The following is a 17,042-nucleotide window of genomic DNA, read 5'->3' as shown; positions in this document are numbered from 1 at the left end:
TTAAAAAGCGGATTAAAAAAGGAATAAAAAAAGCCCCAGATCAAAATCTAGGGCTTTTTAAATATGGTGGCGTGAGGCAGGATCGAACTGCCGACACACGGATTTTCAATCCGTTGCTCTACCGACTGAGCTATCGCGCCGATGGCGTGTATTAAAGCGATTTATCAGGCAAAGGTCAAGCCACTCTGCTTGCAATTCAACCAAACAATCGATCAATTATCCCAAAAATCATCAATTTAAATAAAATGCCAAATTTCAGGCAAAAAAAGAGCCCTGATGGGATCAGGGCTTGAAATCACAATATGCAAAAATCAATACATGTATGTGAATATATGGTGGCGTGAGGCAGGATCGAACTGCCGACACACGGATTTTCAATCCGTTGCTCTACCGACTGAGCTATCGCGCCGATGGCGTGTATTAAAGCGATTTCTCGGGCAAAGGTCAAGGTAAATCTTGGATTATTCTTTTTAGTTGCACATTTTTAAAGCATAAAGCCCATAAAGTTTTCAAAAACGCTTACTTAACCAATGGCTTACCGTATTTTATAAAAAATGATTGAGATCATTTATGCCGAAGTGACTTTGCCCAAATGCGCCAAACAACGATGAATTGCCCCACAACCTGGGCTGAAGGTTTTCACCCCACTTTCTTCTTCAATACGGCACACCTCACCAACCAAACGATCAGCTACGCCTCGCCCTCGATTGGCGGGATGCACGACGATATTTTGCAAGAGTCGATGCGAGCCTGTGCCGACACTCCAGATTGCGCCGATGATCTTGTCATTAAAAATCGCTGTATAGAGCACGGTATCTTCCGCTAGCAGGGTATCGAGTTGATTCACTGCATCTTGTCCATCGCTAAACTCAGGGCTGGTTTCATACAGTCGCTCAATTTGATTACGGGTCATGGCATCAGATAAATTGTTGACAGCTTCGACATTGATTGGCATGAGTAGATTCCTGTGGTGGTGTCGCTTGTGGTTCAATCGACGATGGATAAATTTTGCCTGCGCTACAACTCAGGCGTATAGACAAAATTTGATGTACCCGATCGTTCTGTATATCTCCGATCAGATGCGCTAAACTATATCCGCTGTACGCAATGGAACTCACACATCGATCTCACGTGTATGTGAATGATACGATCTTGATGTTGCATCGTGACAGTGTCTTCAAATTAGCACCGATTATTTTATTGTTCAATGTTTTAAGGAATGTGTCGATGACGCAACGTATCAGTGAAGTGGTTCGAAATACCAATGAGACCAAAATCAAAGTCCGTTTAAACTTAGATGGGACTGGTCAAGGCACACTCAATACTGGCGTTCCTTTCCTTGATCATATGATCGACCAGATCAAACGACACGGCTTATTTGATATAGATATTCATTGTGATGGTGATCTTGAAATCGATGATCATCATACTGTTGAAGATTGTGGCATCACCTTGGGGCAAGCCTTTGCACAGGCATTAGGCGATAAAAAAGGCATCCGTCGTTACGGACATTTTTATGCACCATTAGATGAGTCTTTGTCTCGTGTTGTGGTGGATATTTCTGGTCGTCCAGGGCTGTTTATGGATATTCCATTTACCCGTGCCCGTATCGGTACTTTTGATGTCGATTTGTTTTCAGAATTTTTCCAAGGTTTTGTCAATCACGCTTTGATGACGTTGCACATTGATAATTTAAAAGGCAAAAATAGCCACCATCAGATCGAGAGTACATTCAAAGCCTTTGCGCGTGCACTGCGTATGGCGTGTGAGCATGATCCACGTGCAGCAGGTACCATCGCTTCGACCAAAGGTAGCTTGTAATGACACGTATTGCGCTACTCGATTATGGTATGGGCAACCTGCATTCCGCTGCCAAAGCACTCGAACATGTGGGGGCAACCGTTGATGTAACCAATGATCCAAAGCTCGTCGCTAAAGCGGATAAAATCGTCTTTCCAGGTGTGGGGGCGATGCGTGACTGCATGCATGGAATGCGTGAGGCTGGCATTGATGAAGTGGTCAAGCAGTCTGTATTTAATAAGCCTGTACTGGCAATCTGTGTTGGCATGCAAGCCTTAATGCAACGCTCAGAAGAAAATGGCGGTGCCGATGCGTTAGCTATCTTTCAAGGGCAAGTCAAACATTTCCCAGAGATTGAGCACCTGAAAGTCCCGCATATGGGCTGGAATCAAGTACATCAACTCGATCCAAGCCATCCGATGTGGAAAAATATTCCTGAAGGTAGCCGTTTTTATTTTGTGCACAGCTATTATGTTGAACCACAGGATCAATCGCTGGTTGCTGCGACTTGTGATTACGGGCTAAATTTCTGTACGGCAATTCATCAGGACAATTTATTCGCCACGCAGTTCCACCCTGAGAAAAGTCATACGGCAGGTTTGCAACTACTGAAAAACTTTGTCGAGTGGAATATCTAAGTAGCTAAGTAGACTCCTCAGAGACATTCGCACGGCTTAGGATGGATACGCCCTACCGTGCGCCTAACGCAGTTTGCACAAAATCAAATTGTATAAAATCACAACTTATAATGCTTCAAGTACAGCGATTAATACTTGGGGATGGCAGTATTCAGTGGTTTTCGCCGCATAGAGAAATGTGACTTTTTCATTGCCGATATATTGTTTCAGCTCGGCAAGTTTGGCATTTCCGTCGAGTTCAGCACGATAACGTACTTGGAACTCATCCCATTTTTCCTCATCATGTGCATACCATTTGCGTAGTTCATTCGACGGCGCAACTTCTTTTGCCCAAAGATCGAGTTTGGCATCTTCTTTTTTGATGCCACGAGGCCACAGCCGATCAACCAGTATGCGCTTTCCATCGCTTGCAGATAATTCGTCATAAATTCGCTTCAGTTGAATGGGCATGTTTTCATCCTTGAAAAATGAGCATTTCGGTTTAATAATGTGGCGGTTTATTGGTCAATGGATCGAATGGCGCAACACCTTCTGACAAGTCCGATGCTTCGACACGTTGATAGAGAATTTGCATTTTTTTATTCAAATCGACGATTTCGCTGTTCTGTTTCGCCACTTGATCGTTCAACTGATCAACTAATTCATCTAAAAATGCAATTCTGACTTGCAAATCTTCGACGACTTGGGAAAATGTCGCATAGTCATCTTGGGATGGCTGCTTTGACATTGGATTCTCCTCACAATTTTTTAATACGATTTTTTCGGCACACAAATAGGGTTGGTATGGCTTACATTACTTTAAGAGATGTTCACTTGGCTTTCGGTGGACCAGCTCTGCTCGATGGCGCTCATTTTACGCTAGAACGTGGCGAGCGTGTGTGTTTAATTGGTCGCAATGGTGAGGGCAAATCCACCCTACTCAAGCTGATTGACGGTTCATTACAACCTGATACAGGTGAAGTCGCCATCCAAAATGGTGTGCGTATCTCCATGCTTGCGCAAGATGTACCGATGAGTTCTGGTTTGGTCGCAGATATTGTCGCTGAAGGGGCTGGTAAAGCTGCCGATGTACTGCGTCAATATCACGAAGCGAGCAATGCCTGTGTTGCGGGTGATATGGCAGCTTGTGATCGAATGGGTGAGCTACAGCATCAACTCGATCAACTCGATGGCTGGTCACTGGAAAATCAAGTCAATACCATTCTTGCCAAGATGGGACTCGACCCACAAGCCGATCTTGCCGAACTGTCTGGCGGTCGTAAACGCCGTGTACTTCTTGCTCGTGCGCTACTCACCCAACCTGATGTGTTACTCCTTGATGAACCGACGAACCATTTAGATGTAGAAAGCATTGAATGGCTGGAACAATTCTTACTTGATCAACCAAATTTAACCTTACTGTTTATTTCACATGACCGTTCTTTTGTTGATCGTTTGGCGACTCGTATTGTCGAACTTGATCGAGGTACTTTACGCAGTTTTGAAGGCAATTACGCACGCTATCTTGAGCTTAAAGCGGAACAGCTTGAAGCTGAAGAAAAGCAAAATGCCTTATTCGACAAACGTCTAGCCGAAGAAGAAGTATGGATTCGTCAAGGGATTAAAGCTCGCCGTACCCGTAATGAAGGTCGTGTGCGTGCCCTAAAAGCCTTACGTGAAGAATCCAAAGCACGTCGCTTCCAACAAGGCAAAGTCAATATGGGTGTACAAGAGGCATCTCGATCAGGCAAATTGGTGTTTGAAATTGAACATCTTGCTGTGAGCTACGATGAGCAACCACTGATCAATGATTTCTCAAGCATTGTCATGCGTGGCGATCGCATTGGCTTGGTCGGTGATAATGGTGTCGGAAAAACCACACTGATCAAAGCCATTCTCGGTGATGTGGCACATACAGGTACGGTAAAAGTCGGTACGCAACTGGAAGTTGCCTATTTTGATCAATTGCGCAATCAGCTCGATTTGGAAAAATCAGTCGCCAATAATGTCAGTGAGGGCTCTGACTTTGTCGATATCAATGGCAACCGTCGTCATATTTTGAGTTACTTACAAGACTTCCTATTTGCGCCTGAACGTGCCCGCACACCTGTCAAAGCCTTATCTGGTGGTGAGCGTAACCGTGTGCTTTTGGCAAAATTACTACTTAAACCATCGAACTTAATCGTGATGGATGAGCCAACTAACGACCTCGACATGGTCACGCTAGAGCTGTTAGAAGAAATGCTCGCCGAATACAAAGGCACTTTACTTCTCATCAGCCATGACCGTGCCTTTATGGATAATGTCGTCACCTCAACGTGGGTATTTGATGGCAAAGGTGGCATTCAAGAATATATCGGTGGCTATCAAGACTATTTGGCACAACGTGAGCGTCTAGATGCCAAAGCAGTAGCAAATCAAGCGAAAACCACAAATAAAGTGGAAAAAGCAGAAAATACTGCGCAGAAGCTACCGAAAAAAGTAAAATTAAGTTATAAAGATCAACGAGAGTTAGAACAACTTCCAGCGTTGATTGCAGCACTTGAAGCTGAACAAAAAACTTTGGAAGATAAACTTGCTGATGGGTCATGGTTCGTTGATGCACCTGATCAAGCCTCGCAAGCTGCCACTCGCTTGGCGGAAATAGAAGAACAGTTACTGGAAAAACTAGAACGATGGACGGCTTTGGAGAGCCAACTCTAAGGAGAAAGAAATACCCATGAAACTAATCGCATGGATCGCGTTGGGTTGTTGTCTTGGTGTGAGTGCCTGCCACTCCACCAAAGTGCAAAATCAACCGCAGTTTTTAACGCAAAAAATTTATCACGGTGCAGCGCAAAGCTACGACTTTGATCTCGGCTCAACGGTACTTCGTGGTGAATTGAACCTCAAAGAATTTTGTAGTGTCGACGGATCAAGCCTCGACATTATGGATCAGCTCAACCAGCAAGTGCGTATCGACACCTTAAATCTAAATAACAATGTAAAGCTCGGTAGCACACTAAAGAGTACGCTCGAAGAAGTCAGTCCACAAATTTTGGCGCAATATGAAGCGACCTATCAGGCGACTGCGAGCGATAGCAACACTGAAAAAGTCTTGCTTGGTGATGCGGTTTTTTCACGTCTAAGCAGTGACAGTCACAATATTGATCTGGCGATCTTGAGTCGTTATGGCTATGCCTACGTGGTACAGCTCAACAGTCCAATCACAGGGAGCGATGCAACACAATCACGCAATCAACTGCAAACACTACTCAAATCGCTGTCTATACCAGGTCAGAAGCTAGCCAATAGTACGTCTGAATTGCCAAGCACCTTTGATTTGAGCCAAACGGATAGTAACGCACGCAAAACATGGCAGAACGCAAACTGCCCTTAATATGCTGTTTAAATCGGTGATTTCAGTTAAAATTGCCGATTGACAACCATTCAGCTTAAGTTTCAATGCAACAGCACACTTCTGCACGCCCCGAATTTCAATGGTCTTTCCTTCTGCCTCAGTATTGGGGCATTTGGATTGCATTAACATTCCTGATGTTTCTCACGATTTTGCCGTGGTTTATTCAACGGCAATTGGCGTATGCGCTTGCGAGTTTGTCATGGAAAAGTTTGAAATCTCGTCGTATCACCACGATTCGAAATCTGGAAGTCTGTTTTCCTGAATGGTCACCAACCGAAGTCGAAAAGCAAGCCAAACAAGTCTTCGTCGATATGATGCTTGGTGTCTTTGAAACTTTAAACGCATGGTACAAGCCAAGTTGGTTTAAAGGACGTGTGCAGATTCAAGGTTTAGATGCATTACAGCAAGCCCAAGCCGATGGTAGTGGTATTATCCTAATTGGCTCGCACAGTACCTTGCTCGATGCGGGTGGTTATATTTGCAGTCAATACTTTAATCCTGATGTGGTCTATCGTCCGCAGAATAATCCATTTTTAGACTGGTTAATTTATCGGGCACGTGAGCCGATCTATGGTGAGCAGATCGACCATGATGATATTCGCTTTTTAATCCGTCGCTTGAAAGATGGGCGCATCATTTGGTATTCGCCTGATCAAGATTTTGGTTTAAAGCAAGGTGTGATGGCACCATTTTTTGGTGTGCCTGCGGCATCGGTGACTGCACAGCGTCGTTTAGTGAAAGTCAGTAAAGCCAAAGTATTGTCGGTGCATTTTTATCGAATCGGGGAAGCTGACCCAAAATATCAAATCATCATTGAGCCTGAACTAGAGAATTATCCAACCAATGATGAAATCGCCGATGCGACTCGTGTCAATGAGTTATTAGAGATGCAACTGCGCCGTGCGCCAACCCAGTGGATGTGGTTTCACCGTCGCTTTAAGACTCAACCGAAAGGTTATGAAAAGATTTATAAAAAATAGCACTTTTCTAAAATATTAAGGAAAAATCTCAATCACTGTGCCATTTTTGACATATTTCCATAGCTCATCCATATCTTGATTGGACACGGCGACACAGCCCCACGTCCAATCTGATTTTGGCATGTAACCATACAAAGCCTGACCCTCTGATCCACCGAGATTCTTCGCTGAACCGTGAATCATCACATCACCACCTGCGCTCACGCCACGGCTTTTGGCTTGTGCGAGATCGTCTGCATTGGGATAAGAGATGTGCAGTGATTTATAAAATTGGCTATTCGGATTACGCCAATCCAGTACATATTTCCCTTCTGGGGTTTTGCCGTCGCCTTCGGTGGTTTTATGTCCTATCGGTGCAAAGCCTAAGCGCATTTTGTACGTTTTGATCACTTTGCCATCATCTAAAACCTGTAACAGTCGCTTGGATTTATAGACTTCGACCCGATCAATCTGCACCGCTGACCAATCCACGGTTTGCACAGTGGTTTTTTGCTCTTCTGCACTCGGTAAAAACTTCGCCAAAGTCTTGGCATTCAATATCCCGAAGAATGCGACCACCGCTAGACTCAACAGGATAAATTTTTTCATACACTTATTTCAACTGATTGATGGACTTGATTGAGTGTGCAATGAAAATGATGTGATTTGGTGAACTGAAGATGAAGTTTGGGTGAATTCAGCTATCAATCTGATGGGAAAGCTGTCGGGATTTTTTATATCGGCGATAAATACCATAAATAAAGCATATCGCTGCAATAAGCACTAAAATGATAAAAGCACCCTTTGGCATCAATGCTTGATCAAGAAAATAATTGCTTAGCATCACAGAAAAACTAAGTAAACCAAAAATTTGAAAGAATGAATAATTAAAATCTTTGATAAAATTATTTAAAAACTTTTTCATAACACGATCTTTGTAGATTGATTTTTTGCAAACATAGCATATACGAAATTGATCAATCTAAAAATCCTACTAAGATTTAGGTATTTCAAAACACCCTAGCACTTTCCCACAAAATCTAAGACAATAGCGCCCTATCCAGCGAACTGTTTTTTCGCCCTTGCCTTGCAAACACAGCTATGACGTATAGCTTAGGATTTTTATGAAATTTGAAAAGTTAAATCAATCAGGTCGTGCCCGCCGTGCACGATTGACGCTCAATCACGGTCAGGTGGAAACACCAGCCTTTATGCCAGTTGGTACTTACGGTACGGTCAAAGGCATGTTGCCTCGTGACATTGAAGACATTGGTGCACACATTATTTTAGGCAATACCTTTCACCTTTATCTGCGCCCAGGTCTAGAAGTCATCAAAGAACACGGCGGATTGCATGAATTTGTGAAATGGGACAAACCAATTCTGACCGATTCAGGCGGTTTCCAAGTCTTTAGCCTCGGTGAAATGCGCAAAATCAAAGAAGAAGGTGTGACTTTTCGCTCACCGATCGACGGTTCAAAAGTATTTCTCTCTCCTGAAATTTCAATGGAAATTCAGCAAGTGTTGAATTCTGACATCGTAATGATTTTTGATGAATGCACACCATATCCTGCAACGCATAAGCAAGCACAGGATTCGCTGCAATTGTCACTACGTTGGGCAAAACGCTGTAAAACTGCACACACCGAAAATGGTAACCCGAACGCATTATTCGGCATTATCCAAGGCGGGATGTATGAAGATTTACGTGATGAGTCCTTGCAAGGGCTGTTAGAGATCGACTTTGATGGTTATGCGATCGGCGGTTTATCTGTTGGTGAGCCAAAAGAAGAAATGATTAAAGTGCTGGATTATCTGCCTGCAAAGATGCCTGAAGATAAACCACGCTACTTGATGGGTGTTGGTAAGCCTGAAGATATCGTCGAAGCGGTACGCCGTGGTGTGGATATGTTCGACTGCGTGATGCCGACACGTAATGCACGCAATGCGCATTATTTCGTTACCGATGGCGTGGTGCGGATTCGCAACAGCCAATATCGCCACGATCAACAGCCGCTTGATCCGCATTGTGATTGTTATACCTGCAAGAACTTTACTCGTGCTTATTTATTCCATCTGGAGAAATGTGGCGAGATGCTTGGTGCCATGCTCGGGACAATTCATAACCTGCGCTACTATCAACGTCTGATGCAAGGTATTCGTGATGCACTCGATGCAGGCACTTTTGATGCTTATGTGCAAGATTTTTATCAGCGACGGGGTTTAGAAGTACCTGAATGCCCTCATGATCAAATTGCTTAAACTGCATTTAAAAACACATTTGAAAAATGAAGTTCGAAATGCACTTTAGCATGCATCATACATGGCAGATGTCGACTAAGATGATGACATTCTGACACCATGAATCATTTGCGCTCAACGGCAATACAAGGTAAATTGCTGTGCTAAGAATTTAGGTCATTTTATTCGCAGATGATTGCGAGATTACGCCATTTGTTAACCAATTAGGAAAAACCATGAGTTTATTGATTTCCACTGCTCACGCTGCACAGGGCGCTCAACAAGGTAGCCCGTATATGTCTTTGATCATGATCGTGGTCATGATTGCGATTTTCTACTTTTTGTTGATTCGTCCACAGTCTAAGCGCATGAAAGAACACCGTGCCTTAGTTGAAGGACTTTCTGAAGGCAGTGAAGTGGTTTTTGCGGGTGGTTTGATGGGGCGTATTGTCCGTATCGATGGCGAATATGCAGTGATCGAACTCAATCCAAGCAATCAAGTTAAAATCCAACGTGCATCGGTGATCTCGGTATTGCCTGAAGGTACGTTGAATAACTTGTAATCCGAATTATTTGTATCCGAATGATGTCGTGATCAGTGTTGACTGCCGTCGTGCAGTGATCACATCACGGCATTGGTTTTTTAAAAAAGCTGTTGTTACAGCGTGTTACGCTGCGATAAAAAAGCCCAATTAAAGAAGAAACACAATGCGATATCCTGCATGGAAATATGTGCTGATACTCATTGTCATTGCCTTTAGTACCATTTACGCTTTGCCAAGTTTGTACCCCGATGAACATGCGGTGCAAATCTCAGGCTCCAAAGCAGGTATGCAGATCGATGACACGATAGTCAAACGTGCTGAACAAGCGCTGCAAAAAGCCAATATTGCCACTCATGACAATACCTTCACCAACAATGCTGCCCTACTACGCATGTCTGATGACAAAGCAGAAACTCAGCTCAAAGCACAAGAAGTATTGCGCCGTAGTCTTGGTGATGAATATGTTGTGGCATTGAACCTTGCACCAACCACACCAGCGTGGCTACAAAGCCTCGGCGCCAAACCAATGAAACTCGGTTTGGACTTACGTGGCGGTGTACACTTCTTGCTAGAAGTGGATATGGACAAGGCGATTAGCCAGCGTATGGAAACCTCGGCGACTGAATTACGCCGCCAGTTCCGTGAAAGTAAAATCAATTTCAACCAGCTCAGTCTGGCTAAAAATGAGATTACCGTACGTTTTGCCAATAATGAAGATCGCAACAAAGCGATGGATTTTCTGCGTAGCAATGGCAACGAATATGCACAGCAAGCGCTTGCAACTGCGGACGGGAGCGTGCTGAAACTGCAATATAGCGACACCAAGCGCCAAGAAATCGAAACTTATGCGGTTGAGCAGAACTTAACCACTTTGCGTAATCGTATTAACGAACTCGGTGTGGCGGAGGCGTTGGTACAACGTCAAGGTAGCAATCGTATTGTGGTCGATTTGCCAGGTGTGCAAGACACTGCTGAAGCAAAACGTGTGCTTGGTCGTACAGCCAACTTAGAATTCCGTTTGGTCGCTGATCAAAATGATCAACTGATCGATCCATATACCCAGCAATATAACGGTCAAACCGTTCCTGCGGGCACTGAACTTTTTGCCTATGAAAGTCTAGATAGTGGCAAGCAATTGTTATTGCAACGTCAACGCATCTTGACAGGTGAACGTGTACAAGATGCCCGTTCTGGCATGAGTCAGGACTCTGGCGGTGCTGAGGTGAATATCACCTTGGATAGCGCTGGTGGTAAGTTGATGGCGGCTGCCACACGGAATGCTGTAGGCAAACGCATGGCGGTACTGTTTATTGAAAATAAACAACGCATTAGCTATGTCACCGACCCTGAAACAGGTACGCAAAGTGAAGTGCGCACGCCATATACCGAATCTGTGATTATTAACGCAGCGACGGTACAAGCAGTGCTCGGTTCATCCTTCCGTATTACTGGTCTGGATTCGCCACAAGAAGCCTCTGAATTAGCCTTGATGCTTCGTGCGGGTGCGTTGGCTGCACCAATGTACTTCGTTGAAGAACGTGTGGTTGGTCCAAGTCTTGGTCAAGACAATATTGACAAAGGTCTATTGTCAACTCAGATTGGCTTTATTCTGGTGGCGATTTGGATGGTGGTGTTCTTCCGTCTATTTGGTCTGATTGCTGACTTTGCCTTGGTGTTAAACCTTGCCATGATCTTGGCAGTGATGTCGCTGATGGGCTCTGCCCTGACCTTACCGGGGATTGCAGGTATTGTCATCACCATTGGTATGGCGGTCGATGCCAACGTCTTGATCTGTGAACGAATACGGGAAGAAATGCGCTGGGGTGCCTCGCCCAAACAAGCCATTGTGGCGGGTTATGATCGTGCCTATAACACCATCTTTGACTCGAACTTGACCACATTTATCGTAGCATTGATCTTATTTGCAATCGGTACAGGACCTATCAAAGGTTTTGCTGTCACGCTGATGATCGGTATCGTCTGCTCGATGTTTACTGCAATCACTGTGACCCGTGCCATCGTTCAATTAATTTATGGCAAACGCCGTAACTTAAAAAAATTGAGCATTTAAGGAGTAGCACATGACGACTGAAATGACTCAACACAACAACAGCCAAGAAGACATCGACAAGCAAAATCACGGCAATCCAAAGCAATATGGTCGCCCTGATGAGAAAGTCATCGACTTTATCAAGATCGCCAAACCAATGGCGATCATCTCGATCTTACTGACCATTGCCAGTATCTTCTTCGTTGCAACCAAAGGCTTAAACCTTGGCTTAGACTTTACAGGTGGTATTTCTGCCGAGTTGAATTATAGCCAAGCCGCCAGCCAAGCTGATGTGGTCAATGCCTTAGAGCAAGGTGGCTTCCAAGATCCTGTGGTACAAACGCTAGGTACTGAGCGTGATATGTTGGTGCGTATGCCGCCGCAGGATGCATCTCTAGAGAACTTGGCGAAGCATATCCAACAAGCAGCCACTTTACCAAACAATAGCGTATCGGTACTCAAAGTCGACTCTGTTGGTTCACAAGTGGGTAACGAGCTGTATATCCGCTCTGCAGGTGCGGTGGCGCTGGCGATGGTGCTGATGCTGATCTATGTGACCATTCGCTTTGAGTTTAAACTGGCGATCGGTGCGGTGTTGTCACTATTCCATGACATCATCATCATCTTGGGCTGTTTTGCTTTGTTCCAATGGCCGTTCGATTTAACCGTATTGGCGGCGATTTTGGCGATTATTGGTTTCTCTCTGAACGATAACATCGTGGTCTCGGATCGTATCCGTGAAAACTTCCGTAAGATTCGTGATGCATCGCCTCGTGAAGTGATCAACATTTCCCTGACCGAAACCTTACGTCGTACCATGCATACCTCCCTCACCTTGATGTTGGTGGTGGTTGCCATGATGATTTTGGGTGGTGATGGACTACATTGGTTCTCAGTTGCGATGTTTATCGGTGTGGTGGTCGGAACTTATTCATCGATCTACATCGGTACAGCCTATGCCCTATGGCGTGGACTCAACCGTCAAGACTTTATCGTCCAAGTCAAACCTGAGTTTGATGAAGACGAGGTTGAAATTCCTTAAGTCTTTCAACCTGTATAAAAAATCCCATGGGTCATGTACCGATGGGATTTTTTTTGACTTTAACGTCTGGACTTAGTCATTAATCAAACACATGACGAATCACATACAGTAAGCCTCGAATAGGTAGCAACACCACATCGAAGAAAAATTCCAGTGTCCAAATATCCCATGCGCTCGGCACAGCAGTATTTTTACCATTGGCATAGGGTGCGACAAAATATGCAGTGATGAAAAGCCCGAGCATCAATAACAGCAAATAATAGTGCTCACGCCCACCAATAAAAAATTGAATCAGACAAAACCATGCGCTAAAAAAAGCGATCATGGCAATGACCCGTCGCATATAATAATTCTGCTCGCGATGATGCTGTCTTGGTCTCATCTTTTTATGCTCATCTTTTTATGCTCATCTGGTGTGCTCGTCGGTTGTTCTTATATTCTGCGCTTATATTTTGTCTTGCTCAGCAAATCATATTTTTACTGAGCAAGAACAACACATTATTCTTCAGGATATTCAAAGCGATAACCCACACCATACACCGCTTGAATCCATTCATGACGATTGCCTGTTTCAGCCGCATCACTGATTTTTCGGCGCAAGTTTTTGATATGACTATCAATCACCCGATCCGCCACTTCGTAGCTGTCAGGATTGATATGATCGAGCAATTGCGTGCGTGAATAAACATTGCCGACATGCTCTAAAAATAGTTCTAATAAGCGAAACTCTGTTGGTGTCAAGCTCAAGGCTTTTTGCTGATACCAAATGCGTTGCTGTGCCGCATCGATACGAAAGAGATCAATTGTTTCAGGTTCAGTCTTACGCTCCAAACGACGCATCACCGCCTGTACCCGTGCCACCAATTCTTTCGGGCTAAATGGCTTACAGATATAATCATCCGCACCCATGTTCAAGCCAAGCACCCGATCAATTTCCTCCGTGCGTGCTGTCACCATAATAATCGGTAGATCAGACTGCTCACGCACTTTTCGGCAGATGGTCAAGCCATCCATGCGTGGCACCATCAAATCCAAAATCATCAGGCTAGGCTTTTTCTGATTAAACGCATCAAACGCCGCCTGACCATCATGAAACATGCTCACTTCAAAGCCAGCCGCTTCGAGATAATCCTTCACCAGCTCAGCTAGTTCTACTTCATCTTCTACCAACATGATTTGTTTCATGTTTTAATCCTCATCCTCTATCTAGCGCCATGACTGGCTTTAATCATTCTTTTGAAATTGTCGATTTAAACGCACTGTACAACGCAAACCACCCAAAGGGGAATGAGAAAACTGTAAATCTCCTCCCAAAATTTGCGCAATCTGCTTCGAAAGTGCCAACCCCAGCCCTGTTCCGCCCGTACTACGTGTGCGTGAATCATCTACCCGATAAAAACGCTGTCCAAGCTGTACCAATTGTTCATCACTCACGCCAAGCGGACTATCATCGATATGCAAAATCCACTCGTTGGCAGTCACTTCCCGATGAATATGTATCTGCCCTTCAACATCAGTATAGCGCACGGCATTACTGAGCAAATTGACGATAATCTGGCGCAAACGATCTGGATCAGAAGACAAATAAATAGGCTTCATGTCGTCTTCATCCACCGTGACCTTGAGTTTTTTCTGCTCAAATTGTGAACTAAAATTAATCACTTCATTCAGCACCAGTTGCCACGGTTGAATCTGGCTAAAGTAGCACGTCAACTGCTGTGCATCGGCTTGCGCCAAATCTGCCAAATCTTGGGTAAGTTTTTTTAGACTCATGACTTGCTGTTGCATCCGAGCCAAATGTTCTGGTGTGGCTTTGCGTACACCATCTTGCATGGCTTCGATTTGCGCTTGCAGTACACTAAGTGGCGTTTTTAACTCGTGCGAGGTATCCGCAACCCATTTGCGCCTTGACTGTTCGTGCTGATCTAAAATTTGTGCCAATTGATTGATCACATTGGACAAATCACCCAGCTCATCATTACTACGCACTTCAACATGATGCTGATAATTACCCAAGCTCAATTCTTGTGCCGCATGTAATAGTTGTTGAATCGGCTTACGAAAGGTATTGGCTAACAACAATGCCACCACCAAACTCGCCAAAATCGATAGGCTATAAATCAATAATAAATAACGCTGTTGATTACTAAAGAAATTGATACTCAGTGCATCATCCATATCAATCGCTGGACGCAAGCCAAGATAACCAACCACCTTTTGATCAACCATGATTTTTTGTAATGGGACTTCAGGCGTGTTATCACCTAAAACCAATTTTTTATTGGCATCGTATAACGACAAGCGACTGCCATAGCCCAAGCGATCAGGCATTGGAAATAACCAACGACGCCGATTAGGCTCATTGGGAGGCTGTGTTTTTGCTTGATCTTTGGACTGATCTTGCACATTCGCATTTTGGGTTTGCAGACTGTTGTGCTGTTCTGGTGTCGGAGGTTGACCTTCAGGTGGCTGTCCTTGTGGTGGTTTGCCATCAAATACCTCTGGGAGAATATGCTCAGGCGGCATGGCAAAAGGATTAAAATGCGACGGCATAAATAACTCTTGCACAACATCATTTCCTTCAGCACGCTGTTGGAACAGCAAAGGATTTTTGATCAAATCATTCTGACGCTGAGCAATTTCATATTGTTTGAGCAACCAAATCTGCGCCATGTGTTGCTTACGATCGGCATCAAAGCGCTTATCCAGTCGACTTAAACTGTTTTCAATGGCGTTATTCCAACTGCCATAGACCTGATAAATTTCCGCCAAATTATTATTCAAATGATCGAGCTTTTGCATCTCCACTTGCGTCACATAGCGCGAGAAATTCTTTTGCATCGTCCACTGCGAGACGAATAGACTCACCGTGGTAATCAGCAATACCGTACATAGCACCGCTAGAAATAGCTTTAATGCAATGGGAATTCGCCACCGCAACATGGTCATCGTCCTCTGCCCCATCGACTGAGCAAAAATGTCTTCATAATCACTATTGTAACCAACATCTCCTCAAAACTCTCTCCATTGTTTCTACATGTTATTTGTTTAATCTTTTCTCATCAACGAACAGCCACAACAATTCATGTGCCGTTCATTGCACATCGAAGATATTTTGAGGAAAGTGAGATATGAATAATATGTTAAAAGCCACTGTTGCCACCATCAGCTTAGTCTCGGTTCTTGGATTAACTGCATGTCAAAGCCAACAAGCGGCGCCAGAAAAAGACGGTCATCGTGGTCCAGAGCGTGGTGAAATGCACCATAAGAAAGGTGGCGAACATCGTGGTGAAAAACGTAAGGTACTGACTGCTGAACAAAAAGCAGAAATGAAAAAACGCTATGAAGAACGCAAAGCCACCATGCAAGCGCTTGAAAAAGCCTGTGAAGGCAAAGCGGGACAAGCGATTTCTGTGAAAATCGGCGAGCAAACCTTTGATGGCAAATGTGAAGTGCGTTTCAAACCAAATCGTCCAGACCCAAAACAAGCACCACAAGCAGGTCAGCCACCAATGGGACAACCGCCTATGGGCGAACCGCCAGTTGATGCGCCAGCACCAGCAAGCAACTCATAAGCACGTAACAACATCCGTTTAGCTGACAGCCCAAGCAAATTGATTGCTTGGGCTGTTTTTATTTCTGCTGTTTTTATCTGTACTAATCATTGATCATTTTTGAACTACACAAAAAAAGAAGCCAAACCCAGTGGGCTTGGCTTTTGGAAAGTCGCAGATTCAGTTCATTTATTTTTGCTGTCTGTTTTCGTTTTGCATCGCTTTATTTTAAGCATTGATCATATTCTATTCATGCTGATATTTTCTGCGTCGCTGTTATCAGAACCGAATCGATCTCTAGATCACTAGGCAAAAAATCGTGCAAACCAACCTTTACCCTTTTTCTTTTCTTGTTGCTGAATGTGCTGGATCATATTGTCTTTGACCGCACCCACATAGTCCGCATCGTCATGACGAATATGATTGATCAGCCACTTACAGAGCAATTGATGCAACTCATGTTCGATCGACTCTCCCGCATTAAAGCGTTCACGATAGCTCTCAATCTTACGGATAAATAGATCATGTACCCGCTTATGTGGAATGAAGAATTGATAGCCCGCCTGCTCTTGCAAACTTTCTTCAAAAGCAAAATGCGATTGGGTATAGTCGATAATATCGTTTAAAACATCATAGACATGGAAGCGTTCATAATGCGGATTGTCCAGCACTGTTTCTAACACGTTAATATATTCCACGATGCGCTTATGCTGTTCATCGATGACTTCTATACCTGTGTTGTATTCACTTAACCATTGCATCGCCATGACACAATCCTTCTATGCACTTAATCTAAATGCATCATACTTTCAAAAAATCTTAAATAAAAACAAGC

The 17,042-nt window shown here is 44.1% G+C and carries 19 protein-coding genes and 2 tRNA genes; 10 read left to right on the top strand and 11 right to left on the bottom strand.

Going from position 1 to position 17,042, the window contains the following annotated elements:
* Positions 1 to 64: 64 nt before the first annotated feature.
* The 3 genes from BLQ60_RS12280 to BLQ60_RS12270 form a co-directional block, all read right to left on the bottom strand.
* Positions 65 to 140 (bottom strand) — tRNA-Phe (locus BLQ60_RS12280).
* 193 nt (positions 141 to 333) lie between these two features.
* Positions 334 to 409 (bottom strand) — tRNA-Phe (locus BLQ60_RS12275).
* 159 nt (positions 410 to 568) lie between these two features.
* Entirely contained in the window at positions 569 to 955 is a 387-nt protein-coding gene (locus BLQ60_RS12270; protein WP_092620990.1) for a GNAT family N-acetyltransferase, read from the bottom strand.
* 272 nt (positions 956 to 1,227) lie between these two features.
* On the opposite strand from BLQ60_RS12270, the gene hisB reads away from it, so the two are divergent.
* Together hisB and hisH are read left to right on the top strand one after the other, a co-directional pair.
* Positions 1,228 to 1,821: an imidazoleglycerol-phosphate dehydratase HisB gene (hisB, locus tag BLQ60_RS12265; protein WP_092621140.1), complete on the top strand. Its 594-nt coding sequence runs from the start codon at positions 1,228 to 1,230 to the stop codon at positions 1,819 to 1,821.
* Positions 1,821 to 2,438, top strand: coding sequence for an imidazole glycerol phosphate synthase subunit HisH (gene hisH / locus BLQ60_RS12260; protein WP_092620987.1), 618 nt, complete (start codon positions 1,821 to 1,823; stop codon positions 2,436 to 2,438). The genes hisB and hisH overlap by 1 nt, the downstream gene beginning before the upstream one ends.
* Before the next feature lie 105 nt (positions 2,439 to 2,543).
* Here the strand turns inward: hisH and BLQ60_RS12255 are convergent, their stop codons facing one another.
* Both BLQ60_RS12255 and BLQ60_RS12250 read right to left on the bottom strand, forming a co-directional pair.
* Positions 2,544 to 2,888 (bottom strand): DUF488 domain-containing protein, encoded by a 345-nt coding sequence (locus BLQ60_RS12255; protein WP_092620984.1) that lies wholly within the window; start codon positions 2,886 to 2,888, stop codon positions 2,544 to 2,546.
* 31 nt (positions 2,889 to 2,919) lie between these two features.
* Positions 2,920 to 3,165 carry a SlyX family protein gene (locus BLQ60_RS12250; RefSeq protein WP_092620981.1) on the bottom strand — a complete coding sequence of 82 codons (246 nt, stop codon included), beginning with the start codon at positions 3,163 to 3,165 and terminating at the stop codon, positions 2,920 to 2,922.
* 56 nt (positions 3,166 to 3,221) lie between these two features.
* Between BLQ60_RS12250 and BLQ60_RS12245 the strand changes: the two genes are divergently transcribed.
* The 3 genes from BLQ60_RS12245 to BLQ60_RS12235 all read left to right on the top strand — a co-directional run bounded on the left by BLQ60_RS12245 (position 3,222) and on the right by BLQ60_RS12235 (position 6,797).
* On the top strand, positions 3,222 to 5,120 hold the full coding sequence (locus BLQ60_RS12245) for an ATP-binding cassette domain-containing protein (protein ID WP_092620978.1): 1,899 nt from the start codon (positions 3,222 to 3,224) through the stop codon (positions 5,118 to 5,120).
* Between the two features lie 16 nt (positions 5,121 to 5,136).
* Positions 5,137 to 5,796 (top strand): hypothetical protein, encoded by a 660-nt coding sequence (locus BLQ60_RS12240; protein ID WP_092620975.1) that lies wholly within the window; start codon positions 5,137 to 5,139, stop codon positions 5,794 to 5,796.
* Positions 5,797 to 5,861: 65 nt separating this feature from the next.
* Positions 5,862 to 6,797: an LpxL/LpxP family acyltransferase gene (locus tag BLQ60_RS12235; RefSeq protein ID WP_092620972.1), complete on the top strand. Its 936-nt coding sequence runs from the start codon at positions 5,862 to 5,864 to the stop codon at positions 6,795 to 6,797.
* Between the two features lie 15 nt (positions 6,798 to 6,812).
* Here BLQ60_RS12235 and BLQ60_RS12230 read toward each other — a convergent pair whose 3' ends face one another.
* Positions 6,813 to 7,385, bottom strand: coding sequence for a L,D-transpeptidase family protein (locus tag BLQ60_RS12230; protein ID WP_092620969.1), 573 nt, complete (start codon positions 7,383 to 7,385; stop codon positions 6,813 to 6,815).
* Between the two features lie 88 nt (positions 7,386 to 7,473).
* Entirely contained in the window at positions 7,474 to 7,701 is a 228-nt protein-coding gene (locus BLQ60_RS12225; protein ID WP_092620966.1) for a hypothetical protein, read from the bottom strand.
* A gap of 199 nt (positions 7,702 to 7,900) precedes the next feature.
* Between BLQ60_RS12225 and tgt the strand changes: the two genes are divergently transcribed.
* The 4 genes from tgt to secF all read left to right on the top strand — a co-directional run bounded on the left by tgt (position 7,901) and on the right by secF (position 12,653).
* Complete coding sequence (gene tgt / locus BLQ60_RS12220; protein WP_092620963.1) at positions 7,901 to 9,037, top strand: tRNA guanosine(34) transglycosylase Tgt; 1,137 nt, start codon at positions 7,901 to 7,903, stop codon at positions 9,035 to 9,037.
* A 215-nt stretch (positions 9,038 to 9,252) separates the two neighbouring features.
* Entirely contained in the window at positions 9,253 to 9,579 is a 327-nt protein-coding gene (yajC, locus tag BLQ60_RS12215; protein ID WP_092620960.1) for a preprotein translocase subunit YajC, read from the top strand.
* 145 nt (positions 9,580 to 9,724) lie between these two features.
* Entirely contained in the window at positions 9,725 to 11,632 is a 1,908-nt protein-coding gene (gene secD / locus BLQ60_RS12210) for a protein translocase subunit SecD (RefSeq protein WP_092620957.1), read from the top strand.
* A 22-nt stretch (positions 11,633 to 11,654) separates the two neighbouring features.
* Positions 11,655 to 12,653, top strand: coding sequence for a protein translocase subunit SecF (gene secF / locus BLQ60_RS12205; RefSeq protein WP_092621137.1), 999 nt, complete (start codon positions 11,655 to 11,657; stop codon positions 12,651 to 12,653).
* 79 nt (positions 12,654 to 12,732) lie between these two features.
* On the opposite strand, the gene BLQ60_RS12200 is transcribed toward secF, so the two are convergent.
* The 3 genes from BLQ60_RS12200 to baeS all read right to left on the bottom strand — a co-directional run bounded on the left by BLQ60_RS12200 (position 12,733) and on the right by baeS (position 15,596).
* On the bottom strand, positions 12,733 to 12,978 hold the full coding sequence (locus tag BLQ60_RS12200; RefSeq protein WP_143005221.1) for a hypothetical protein: 246 nt from the start codon (positions 12,976 to 12,978) through the stop codon (positions 12,733 to 12,735).
* A 173-nt stretch (positions 12,979 to 13,151) separates the two neighbouring features.
* The gene (locus BLQ60_RS12195) at positions 13,152 to 13,838 is read right to left on the bottom strand and encodes a response regulator (RefSeq protein WP_092620951.1); all 687 of its coding nucleotides are present in this window, start codon (positions 13,836 to 13,838) and stop codon (positions 13,152 to 13,154) included.
* A 39-nt stretch (positions 13,839 to 13,877) separates the two neighbouring features.
* Positions 13,878 to 15,596 carry a sensor histidine kinase efflux regulator BaeS gene (gene baeS / locus BLQ60_RS12190; RefSeq protein ID WP_092621134.1) on the bottom strand — a complete coding sequence of 573 codons (1,719 nt, stop codon included), beginning with the start codon at positions 15,594 to 15,596 and terminating at the stop codon, positions 13,878 to 13,880.
* A 188-nt stretch (positions 15,597 to 15,784) separates the two neighbouring features.
* Between baeS and BLQ60_RS12185 the strand changes: the two genes are divergently transcribed.
* Positions 15,785 to 16,228, top strand: a complete 444-nt coding sequence (locus BLQ60_RS12185; RefSeq protein ID WP_092620948.1) for a hypothetical protein — start codon at positions 15,785 to 15,787, stop codon at positions 16,226 to 16,228.
* Between the two features lie 284 nt (positions 16,229 to 16,512).
* Here the strand turns inward: BLQ60_RS12185 and BLQ60_RS12180 are convergent, their stop codons facing one another.
* The gene (locus BLQ60_RS12180) at positions 16,513 to 16,974 is read right to left on the bottom strand and encodes a bacteriohemerythrin (protein WP_244516039.1); all 462 of its coding nucleotides are present in this window, start codon (positions 16,972 to 16,974) and stop codon (positions 16,513 to 16,515) included.
* Positions 16,975 to 17,042 lie beyond the last annotated feature (68 nt).

The organism is Acinetobacter marinus, from assembly GCF_900096915.1.
Classification (GTDB): Bacteria; Pseudomonadota; Gammaproteobacteria; order Pseudomonadales; family Moraxellaceae; genus Acinetobacter; species Acinetobacter marinus.
This window is presented reverse-complemented; position numbering and strand designations above follow the sequence as displayed.